The following is a 9395-nucleotide window of genomic DNA, read 5'->3' on the forward strand; positions in this document are numbered from 1 at the left end:
AGGTGTGCCGGGAAGCCTGGTCGGCACGCGGTCGTGTACCCAAAGCCGGATCGGTGGGATTGCGCGGCCGCGGTCGGAGTCCACGCTGGCGGAAGGTTTCCATTGATCACCCAAGTGCGCTCGGAGCTGACGCGTTATCTACGCACCGAAACCGTTGGTGGCGCAATACTTCTGATAGCGGCTGCTGCCGCGTTGCTGTGGGCGAACTCGCCGTGGGGCCAGACCTACGTCACCGTCACCGAATACGTCCTGCCGATCAAGGCACTGCATCTGGAACTCACCGTCGCGGACTGGACCAAGGACGGTCTGCTCGCGATCTTCTTCTTCGTCGCCGGATTGGAGCTCAAACGCGAGCTGGTGGTCGGCGAGCTCGCCGATCCCAAGCGGGCGGTGCTACCGATCATCGCGGCGGTCGGCGGCGTGGTCACCCCGGCGCTGATCGCATTCACGGTCGGATTCGGCGTCGACGGGATGGACCGGGGCTGGGCGATACCCGTAGCGACCGATATCGCATTCGCGCTGGCCGTACTGGCCATGACCGGATCCCGGATCCCGGCCAGCGCACGGGTCTTCCTGCTGAGCCTCGCGGTGGTCGACGATCTGCTCGCCATCATCCTGATCGCGGTGCTGTTCACCACGACGCTGTCGGCGCTGTGGCTGCTGGCCGCGGCGGGCTGTTTCGCGGTGTGGGCACTGGCCCAGCACAGGCGGATCTCCACTCCGCTGCTCTATGTGCCGCTGGCGCTGGTCTCCTGGTACGCGCTGCACGAGGCGGGTATCCATCCGACCCTGGCCGGCGTCGCGCTCGGCCTGCTCACCAGGGTGCGCATGGACCCGGGCGAGACCGAAGCTCCGGCAATGCGGCTCGAGCACATGATCCAGCCGATCTCGGCGGGGCTCTGCGTGCCGCTGTTCGCCTTGTTCGCTTCCGGAGTTCCGTTGGACGGCAAGGTTTTCCAGCAGCTGTCCAGCGAGCGGCTGGCACTGGCGATATTTCTCGGATTACTGCTGGGCAAGACCCTCGGTATCTTCGGAATCAGCTGGGTGGCAATCCGATTGGGCATCGCCGAGCGTCCGGCCAACCTGGGCTACCGAGACATGTTCGCCCTCTCGGTGCTCGGCGCGATCGGCTTCACCGTTAGCCTTCTGGTGGCAGAACTCGCGCTGGCGGACGTCGGTGACGGCTCGGCCGTCGAATTGGCCAAGGCCACAGTGTTGGTGACGTCAATGGCGGCGTCGCTCGCGGGTTCGGCGCTACTGTTGCGGCGTGGGCGTGTCCACCAGGCGCGGCGGGACGCGCGTGCGATACAACGAGAGACTGAGGCGGAAGCAGTGCCTGGACAGGGAGAAGGGTCGACCAAGTGAGTTTCGCAAACGGTGGTAGCGGGGACGAGTCGCGTCGCGACCGCACTGTGACCTCGATTCCCCTCTCGGACGCCAACCCGGTCGGGTCGGCGAGCTTCGGCACCCTGGTCCGCGATGCCACCGAGCAGATGTCGACGCTGGTGCGGGCCGAGGTCGAGCTGGCCAAGGCCGAGGTAACCGGGGAGATCAAGAAGGCGCTGCAGGGCAGTGTCTACTTCATTCTCGCGCTGACCGTACTGCTGTTCAGCACCTTCTTCTTTTTCTTTTTCCTGGGCGAGCTGCTCGACGTCTGGCTGGCGCGCTGGGCGGCGTTCCTGATCGTGTTCCTGCTGATGATCGTCGCGACGGCGGTGCTCGCCCTGCTCGGCTATCTGCGGGTCAGGAAACTGCGGGCGCCGGAGAAGACGATCGATTCGCTCAAGCAGGCACGCACGGTGCTGCCGAGCGGATTCGGCTCGCACGAGGAGCACCTCGCGCTCGCGGAGCCGACGCTCCAGCAGCCGTCGAAGTAACCGGCCGGACGGCGCGGCAGCGTCGACTAGGCGGCGGGCCGGACCCCTACTAGGCTCGGTCGGCGTGTCGTCCAACTCGTTTCCCGATCCGTCCAGCGTCCGTTACGACGGTCCGTGGACACATCGGGACGTGCACGCAAACGGCATTCGCTTCCATGTCGTCGAGGCCGCAACCGACCGCCCGGACGCACCACTGGTCGTGTTGCTGCACGGATTCGCCGACCTCTGGTGGTCCTGGCGGCATCAACTGACCGGACTCGCCGAACTCGGCTACCGTGCGGTCGCGGTGGATCTGCGTGGCTACGGCGACAGCGATAAGCCGCCGCGTGGCTATGACGGTTGGACGCTGGCCGGTGATATCGCCGGACTCATCCGTGCCATGGGCTATTCCGAGGCCACGCTGGTCGGACACGCCGACGGCGGATTGGTGTGCTGGACGACCGCTGTGCTGCATCCACGACTGGTGCGCTCGATCGCACTCGTGAGCTCCCCGCATCCGGCCGCGCTGAAGAGCGCGGTGCTGCGGGACCGGCGTCAGCGGCGCACCTGGCTGCCGAATTTCCTGCGCTATCAGCTGCCGCGCTACGGCGAACATCTGCTGACCACCGGCGACGGCTTCGAGGTCGAACGGCTGCTGCGGCAGCGGGTGAGCCGAACCTGGTCGGGCACCGCCGAATTCATCGAGACGGCCGATCGGATGCGCTCGGCCATCCAGATTCCGGGGGCGGCGCACTGTGCGCTGGAATATCAGCGCTGGGCCTTCCGCAGTCAGTGGCGTCCGGATGGTCGGCGGTTCATGGCCACCATGCGAGTGCCGATCCGCATTCCGGTGCTCGCCATGCGCGGTGAACTCGACAACTACATCCTGCCCGCGACCTTCCAGCGCGGTCGGCGGTTCTCACCGCAGCGGCGACAGGTCGTGATTCCGGGCGCGGGTCACTTTGCGCATCAAGAGAATCCGGATGCGGTCACGATGGAGTTGGCCAAACTGCTCGGCTAGCCGGGCCCATCCTGGGCACCTCGTCGAGCGGCTCGAACATGTCGCGGTAAGGCTGGGCCGCGACACTGCGACGCATTCACCCGATGTGGGCGTCCGCACTGGTGTCACGCCGGACCGGTGGATCGACGCGCGGAACCGGCCCGATCACACTTTGGTCGGCACCGCGCTGGACGGACCCGGTGGACGAAAGTTCTCGGCACACCGTCCTGCCTGAGCGACTGCCGGAACCGGGAGCGAGCGTGGCCAGAGCCGAGCCCGGCCGGGGCGACCTCGCGTAGCCGGTCGCCCCGAGCCGTATCAGCTCAGTACGCAGGCTCCGGTCTGGATCGAGGTATTCGACCCGGGTGCGGCCTCCAACTGCGCACGCACCTCGTTCAGGGTCAGCACATAGCCGGTGTCATCGTCGGTGACAGCCGCGCCGAAGACCACGCCGAGCACCTGCCCCTCCGTATCCACCAGCGGCCCACCGGAATTACCTGCTCGCACCAGACCACGGACGGTGTAGACCTCCCGCTCCACCGTGCCGTTGCGGTAGATGGTCGGCCCGGTCAGATCCAGCGTCTCGCGCACTCGAGCCGCACTGGCCGTGTACGGCCCGCCGCCCGGATAGCCGAGCACGATGGCACTGTCGCCGGAGTGTGCGGGCGAGGGCGCCTGCGGGACGATCGGGGCGGTGAGGCCGGGCACCGCGAGCACCGCGACATCCTTGGACGGATCGAACAGCACCACCGTCGCCTCGAGCGGACCGCGCGCGGTATCCACGCTGACGCTCGTCGTACCCGCGACCACGTGCGCATTGGTCATCACGCGTTCAGGCGCGATCACGAAGCCGGAGCCCTCCAGCGCGCGCTGGCAACTCGGCGCGACGCCGCGGATACGCAGCACACTCTGCTGCAGCGAGGCCGCGACCGGACTGGCGAGCACGCTGGGGTCCGGCGGTTCGACCGCCGCGATCGGCGCGCGACCGAACGGACCGATGACATCCGGCAGCCCGGAGGTGTTGAGCAGCTTGGAGAATTCGTTCGGAAGCCGCCGCAGCCAATTCGGGGAGACCTCGTTGACATCGGCGAGCACCTTCGAACCGTTGATGGCCGCGGCGATGGCCGGCTGGGACGAGGTGGCCAGCGGCAAGGCCAGCAGCCACGCGGTGACCAGCACCGCGACCGCCTGCAGCACCGCGCCGACGACACTGTCCACGCTGCGGGTGAACGGATGTCGCATACCGCCACGCGCGGCCCGGCCGAGCACCATGCCCGCGACCTCACCGACGATGACCAGCAGCACGATCAACAGCACGCCGGTGAGTACCCGCGGCCGCCCCTCGTCGACGTGGATCAGAATGTGCGGCGCGATGAGAATGCCCGCGACGGCGCCGAGTACGACGCCGAGGAAGGCGAGCGCGGAAGCCACCGCCCCCTGCCGCCAACCGGAGGAGGCGGCAAGCAGCGCGAGCAGCACCACCGCGATATCGAGCCAAGCCGATGAACTCATAACGTCATCCCTACGGCCGCCAACGCGGTCTCTAGATCGCGAACATCGCTGTGGTCCCAGGCCCGTTCCCATCCGGCGGCTTTGCAGATGCCCGCCAGAATGCCGCCGGTCAGTCCCCACACCAGCATTCCGTCCACCTGGAATGCCGGACTCTGATAGCCGAGGCTGCCGCGCACCATGAAGCGATTCGCCGGTTCGAGCAGATCGGCCAGCGGCACCCGCACGACGCGTTCGGTCTCGGTGTGATTGACCACTCGGACCGCCCTCGGGGTTCGCCAGTATGCCACCACCGGGGTCACATCGAATCGGGACGGTGGCACGAACAGCTTGGGCAGTACGGCAAAGGGGTCGACGCCCTCGCGCGCCAGCCCGGTCTCCTCACAGGCCTCGCGCAGGGCGGTATCGATCGGACCGGAGTCGCCGGGATCGACCGCACCGCCGGGAAAGGCGACCTGACCGCGATGCTGGCGCATGGTGGATGCGCGCTGGGTGAGCAGCACATCCGCATCGGCGGGCAGCCCGCCCGATGCCTCGGGATCGGCTTCGGCCGAACCGCTGAACAGCACCAGCACGGCGGCCTGCCGCGGTGTGGTGCTGACCGTCATGGCCCGCCGGATCGCGCGTGACAAAGACAGCGTGTCGGCGGAATCGGTATTCGGCTCCGCCGCTCGGCGCAGCCACTGCGGGATGCTGTCCGGCATGGGGATCTCGGTCATGCCGCAACTCCCAAATTGTTCGCGACCGTATCGGCGATATCGTCGATGCCGTCGAAGGCACGCACCACCACCTCGGCGACCGAGCCATCAGCACGCAATAGCACCGACACCGGCAGCACCGCGGGCGCGCCGACCGCGGTACGCACCTTGGCGCGCGGGTCGAGGACGCCGGGCAACGTCACCTTCAGGTCGGTCAGCAATGCGAGCGCCCTCGCCTCATCCGGATCGCTGTGCACGGTCAGCACGGTAATGGCGCTTCCGGCCCGTCGCGCGTACTCCTGCACATCCGGCAACTCCTTGGCGCACGGTCCACACCAGTACGCCCACAGGTTCAGCAGTACCGGTTTGCCCGCGAGCGCGGCCGCCAGATCGACCGGTCTGCCATCGGACAGACAGGTCAAGGCGAGCCCCGCAAGCGGCCCGCGTCCCACCGCATCTGCCGCGGGCGCCGGACAATCCGCGAGCCCGGCGGCGGTGCGCGCCTCCACCGAGGCGCTCGCGAGGGAATTCGCCGGATGGTCGCCGCTCGTCGCGGTGTCGTCGCTATCGCGGGGCCACAGCGCGACCGCCAAGGCCACTACGGTGATCAACCCTGCCAGCGCCAAGCGCGCCGCGACAGGTATTCGTCTCACCGGCCCACCAGCTCGAGCAGATGCTCCGCCTCGGGACCCTTCACCAGCTTGGCCGCGGTTTCCGGATCGGTCGGCCCGATCCCGAACGACGGGCAGTCCTTGGCCAGAATGCAGGCACCGCATGCTGGTTTGCGGGCATGGCAGACCCGACGCCCGTGGAAAATCACGCGATGGGACAGCATTGTCCATTCCTTGCGTTCGATCAGCGCGCCGATGGCATGTTCGACCTTTACCGGATCTTCCTCGGTGGTCCACGCCCAGCGGCGCACCAGCCTGCCGAAATGGGTATCGACCGTGATGCCGGGCACCCCGAAGGCGTTGCCGAGGATGACGTTGGCAGTCTTGCGGCCGATGCCGGGCAATTGCACCAGTTCGTCGAGGGTGTGAGGCAATTCACCATCGAAGCGTTCGACCAGTGCCTGCCCGAGGCCGATCAGCGAACTGGTCTTGTTGCGGAAGAAGCCGGTCGGCCGAATGTATTCCTCCAGCTCGGCGCGGTTTGCCTCGGCGTAGGCGCGGGCGTCCTGATACTTGGCGAAGAGCGCGGGTGTGGTCAGATTCACCCGCTCATCGGTGCACTGCGCGGAAAGTATTGTCGCAACCGCCAATTCGAGCGGTGTGGTGAAATCGAGCTCACAGTGCGCATCCGGAAAAGCCACCGCGAGACTGCGGTTCATCCGGCGGGCCCTTCGGGTCAGGCCGAGCTGGGTTTCCGCTTGTCGCGCTCGGGATTTGCGCTTGGTCACGGGGACCGCGGCGGGTTGCGCATCGGTCGCCTCGACGGCAGGCGCAGGCCCGCTCACGGCAGCTGTGGAGGGGGAGACACGCACGCGTCCACCATACGGAACCACGCCACAACGGTGCCCTCCTAGATCTCTTGCCGTGTTCCATCTGAGACCTGGACCGTGTTTACTGCTCGTCATGCAAGGACTCGCTGTGGTGCTGTTCCCAGTGGTGCTGATGCTGTTTGCACTGGGCATGGAGCGGGTCGAGAATCGGCTCCGCAAACTTCTCGAACCCGACGAAGAGGTTCAGCAGTACCTGGACAAGGCAAGCAACGCTGAAGTAAAGGAGCTGACGAAGCTCGGACTGCCCGCCGCGGTGGCACGGATCCGCAGGCGCCGTTCCCGTGGCGAAGAATTGGATGTCGCCCGCGCCAGCTGAATCCACTTGTTTACGTGGTGTCTGTCACTACGCTGCCGTAATGCCGCGTAGACTGCGCTGTTGGCCGATTCGCTTCGGTCCAGGACAGAGCCATTTCCCATAAGGAGCACATTCGTGGACGAGGCCCTCGCCAGAGCAGGCATCTTCCAAGGCGTAGAGCCCACCGCAGTGGCTGCTCTAGCCAAACAACTGCAGCCCGTGGATTTTCCGCGCGGCCATGTCATCTTCAACGAGGGCGAGCCCGGCGACCGGTTGTACATCATCACCTCCGGAAAGGTGAAGATCGGACGGCGTTCCCCGGACGGCAGGGAAAACCTGCTGACCATCATGGGTCCGTCGGATATGTTCGGCGAACTGTCGATCTTCGACCCGGGTCCGCGCACCTCCACCGCTACTACCGTCACCGAGGTCCGTGCGGTCACCATGGACCGTGACGCACTCAAGTCCTGGATCGACCAGCGGCCCGAGATCGCCGAGCAACTGCTCCGCGTCCTCGCCCGCCGCTTGCGCCGCACCAACAACAACCTGGCCGACCTGATCTTCACCGATGTCCCCGGCCGGGTCGCCAAGGCGTTGCTGCAGCTCGCGCAGCGGTTCGGTACCCAGGAGGCCGGTGCCCTGCGGGTCACCCACGACCTCACCCAGGAAGAGATCGCACAGCTGGTCGGCGCCTCCCGCGAGACCGTGAACAAGGCTCTCGCCGACTTCGCGCACCGCGGCTGGCTCCGGCTGGAGGGCAAGAGTGTGCTGATCTCCGACTCCGAGCGCCTGGCCCGCCGCGCGCGCTGACGTTTCGAACCCATCGGCGACCGGGACACCCGGCCGCCGTAGCGACGTGTCGCGGCAGGTGTACGCCACGAAACCCGGAACACCGAGGCGTGCTGAGTTCATTCGGTAGATGAACTCAGCGCGCCTCGGTGTTCTGGCCGGTATCGCTAGTTCTGTTCGGCGCGCAGATACTCCAACTGCGCCCGCACCGAACTGCGCGCGGCCGGCCATAGCCGTTTGTCGACATCGGCGTAGACCTTGCGCACGACCGACATCGCACCCGCATTCGGCCCGAGTACGCGCAATGCCTCCCGCACCTGATCGAGCCGCTCCTGCCGATGCGCGATGTAGTACCGCGCGATCGGTTCCAGATCAGGATGATCCGGACCGTGTGCGGGCAGCAGCGCGCGACCCGCACCCACCTCGACCAACTTGTCCAGCGATGCCAGGTAATCGGCGAGAGTGCCGTCGCTGGAATCGAGCACGGTGGTACCGAAACCGAGGATGGTGTCACCGGTCACCACCGCGTCGTCGAGCACGAAACTCACCGAATCCTTGGTGTGGCCGGGGGTGTCCAGGACTGTGATCCGCAGCCCGGCGGCCTCGATCACCTCGCCGTCGACCAGCGGCCCAGCCGATCCACGCAGGAATTCGGCGGTCCTGGCCCGCACCGGTGTGCCCGTCAGCTCGACCAACCGGTCGATACCGCCGGTGTGGTCGTGATGCCGATGGGTGATCAGGGTGAGCGCGATATTGCCGTCGGTGGCGCGGGCGATCGTCTCGCTGTGCGCCTTATCCTTCGGTCCCGGATCGACGACAACATATTCCGCTTGTCCCGGGCCGCGCAGCAGCCAGGTATTGGTGCCCTCCAGCGTCATCTTGCCGGGATTGTCCGCGAGTACGACCGCCGCGGTGGGCGTGACCTGCCGCAGCCGGCCGTATGCGGGATGGGTGAGCGTCATCGAACCTGTCTAGCGCACTTCGGCGATCAGTTCGACCTCGACGGGGGTGCTGCGGGGCAGTTCGGCGACCCCGACCGCGGAGCGCGCGTGCACACCCGCATCACCGAAGACCGCACCGAGCAGTTCCGAGGCACCATTGATGACCTGCGGCTGATCGGTGAACCCCGGTGCGGAGGCGACGAATCCAACGACCTTCACAATGCGCACCACCGCGTCTAGCCCGACCAGGTCGTGCACTGCGGCGATCGCGTTCAGCGCACAGAACTTGGCCGCCTCCTTGGCCTGTTCGAGCGAGACCTCGGCGCCGACCTTGCCGGTCGCCGAGAGCTGACCGTCCACGAACGGCAGCTGACCGGAGGTGTAGACGAGCGAACCGGTGCGGATCGCCGGAATGTATGCGGCGACCGGTGCGACGACCGGCGGCAGGGTCAGCCCGAGCTGGGCCAGGTTCTTTTCCCACTGGGTCATAAGTGCAAGTCCCTTCGATTACTTGGGGCGCTTGAGGTAAGCGACGTGCTGTTCACCGGTCGGACCCGGCAGCACGGTCACCAGCTCCCAACCGTCGGCGCCCCACTGGTCCAGGATTTGCTTGGTGGCATGCGTCAGCAGCGGAACGGTGGCGTACTCCCACACCTTCGAATCACTCATGACTGTGATATTGGCAGCGCCTTCGGCGCTGCGTGTTCGCGGCCCCCTTGTGTCTCGCGTCCGAGCCGTCGAGACTCGCGCCTGCGGCGCATGCGCTTCGACGACTCGGACGCGAGACGGGCCGCGAACCTCGCTCG

12 protein-coding genes are annotated in these 9395 nt (G+C 66.7%); 5 read left to right on the forward strand and 7 right to left on the reverse strand.

The genetic code is table 11. The features are described 5' to 3' along the window. Positions 1–105 precede the first annotated feature (105 nt). The 3 genes from nhaA (at position 106) to AB0L58_RS32715 (ending at position 2877) form a co-directional block, all read left to right on the forward strand. Positions 106–1365, forward strand: a complete 1260-nt coding sequence (gene nhaA / locus AB0L58_RS32705) for a Na+/H+ antiporter NhaA (protein ID WP_364392905.1) — start codon at positions 106–108, stop codon at positions 1363–1365. Continuing rightward, positions 1362–1877, forward strand: coding sequence for a phage holin family protein (locus AB0L58_RS32710; protein ID WP_364392839.1), 516 nt, complete (start codon positions 1362–1364; stop codon positions 1875–1877). Before nhaA ends, AB0L58_RS32710 begins: the two co-directional genes overlap by 4 nt. Before the next feature lie 64 nt (positions 1878–1941). Continuing rightward, positions 1942–2877, forward strand: a complete 936-nt coding sequence (locus AB0L58_RS32715) for an alpha/beta hydrolase (protein WP_364392841.1) — start codon at positions 1942–1944, stop codon at positions 2875–2877. Positions 2878–3174: 297 nt separating this feature from the next. Here AB0L58_RS32715 and AB0L58_RS32720 read toward each other — a convergent pair whose 3' ends face one another. Genes AB0L58_RS32720 through nth form a run of 4 tightly spaced genes read right to left on the reverse strand, consistent with a single transcriptional unit; the run spans position 3175 to position 6462 of the window. Beyond that, the gene (locus AB0L58_RS32720) at positions 3175–4368 is read right to left on the reverse strand and encodes a MarP family serine protease (RefSeq protein WP_364392843.1); all 1194 of its coding nucleotides are present in this window, start codon (positions 4366–4368) and stop codon (positions 3175–3177) included. Further along, positions 4365–5084 carry a CoA pyrophosphatase gene (locus tag AB0L58_RS32725; protein WP_364392846.1) on the reverse strand — a complete coding sequence of 240 codons (720 nt, stop codon included), beginning with the start codon at positions 5082–5084 and terminating at the stop codon, positions 4365–4367. The genes AB0L58_RS32720 and AB0L58_RS32725 overlap by 4 nt, the downstream gene beginning before the upstream one ends. Continuing rightward, positions 5081–5707, reverse strand: a complete 627-nt coding sequence (locus tag AB0L58_RS32730; protein ID WP_364392908.1) for a TlpA disulfide reductase family protein — start codon at positions 5705–5707, stop codon at positions 5081–5083. The genes AB0L58_RS32725 and AB0L58_RS32730 overlap by 4 nt, the downstream gene beginning before the upstream one ends. Before the next feature lie 5 nt (positions 5708–5712). Continuing rightward, a complete protein-coding gene (gene nth / locus AB0L58_RS32735; RefSeq protein WP_364392910.1) occupies positions 5713–6462 on the reverse strand; it encodes an endonuclease III in 750 nt (249 codons plus the stop codon). Between the two features lie 175 nt (positions 6463–6637). Between nth and AB0L58_RS32740 the strand changes: the two genes are divergently transcribed. Beyond that, positions 6638–6880 (forward strand): hypothetical protein, encoded by a 243-nt coding sequence (locus AB0L58_RS32740; protein WP_364392850.1) that lies wholly within the window; start codon positions 6638–6640, stop codon positions 6878–6880. A 114-nt stretch (positions 6881–6994) separates the two neighbouring features. Further along, a complete protein-coding gene (locus tag AB0L58_RS32745) occupies positions 6995–7669 on the forward strand; it encodes a Crp/Fnr family transcriptional regulator (protein ID WP_011206875.1) in 675 nt (224 codons plus the stop codon). Positions 7670–7815: 146 nt separating this feature from the next. On the opposite strand, the gene AB0L58_RS32750 is transcribed toward AB0L58_RS32745, so the two are convergent. From AB0L58_RS32750 to AB0L58_RS32760, 3 genes are read right to left on the reverse strand one after another with little or no spacing between them, the layout of a single operon-like run. Then, the gene (locus AB0L58_RS32750) at positions 7816–8610 is read right to left on the reverse strand and encodes an MBL fold metallo-hydrolase (RefSeq protein WP_364392854.1); all 795 of its coding nucleotides are present in this window, start codon (positions 8608–8610) and stop codon (positions 7816–7818) included. 9 nt (positions 8611–8619) lie between these two features. Further along, positions 8620–9078: a RidA family protein gene (locus tag AB0L58_RS32755; RefSeq protein WP_364392856.1), complete on the reverse strand. Its 459-nt coding sequence runs from the start codon at positions 9076–9078 to the stop codon at positions 8620–8622. A gap of 18 nt (positions 9079–9096) precedes the next feature. Beyond that, positions 9097–9258 carry a DUF4177 domain-containing protein gene (locus AB0L58_RS32760; RefSeq protein WP_085998464.1) on the reverse strand — a complete coding sequence of 54 codons (162 nt, stop codon included), beginning with the start codon at positions 9256–9258 and terminating at the stop codon, positions 9097–9099. Positions 9259–9395 lie beyond the last annotated feature (137 nt).

It is taken from the genome of Nocardia sp. NPDC052112 (genome assembly GCF_040680135.1).
GTDB lineage: Bacteria > Actinomycetota > Actinomycetes > Mycobacteriales > Mycobacteriaceae > Nocardia.

Excerpts from the sequence above, each read along its gene's own strand:
- AB0L58_RS32720 (WP_364392843.1), bottom strand. The coding sequence starts at position 4,368 with ATGAGTTCATCGGCTTGGCTCGATATCGCGGTGGTGCTGCTCGCGCTG.
- AB0L58_RS32725 (WP_364392846.1), bottom strand. The coding sequence starts at position 5,084 with ATGACCGAGATCCCCATGCCGGACAGCATCCCGCAGTGGCTGCGCCGA.
- AB0L58_RS32740 (WP_364392850.1), top strand. The coding sequence starts at position 6,638 with ATGCAAGGACTCGCTGTGGTGCTGTTCCCAGTGGTGCTGATGCTGTTT.
- AB0L58_RS32750 (WP_364392854.1), bottom strand. The coding sequence starts at position 8,610 with ATGACGCTCACCCATCCCGCATACGGCCGGCTGCGGCAGGTCACGCCC.
- AB0L58_RS32755 (WP_364392856.1), bottom strand. The coding sequence starts at position 9,078 with ATGACCCAGTGGGAAAAGAACCTGGCCCAGCTCGGGCTGACCCTGCCG.
- AB0L58_RS32760 (WP_085998464.1), bottom strand. The coding sequence starts at position 9,258 with ATGAGTGATTCGAAGGTGTGGGAGTACGCCACCGTTCCGCTGCTGACG.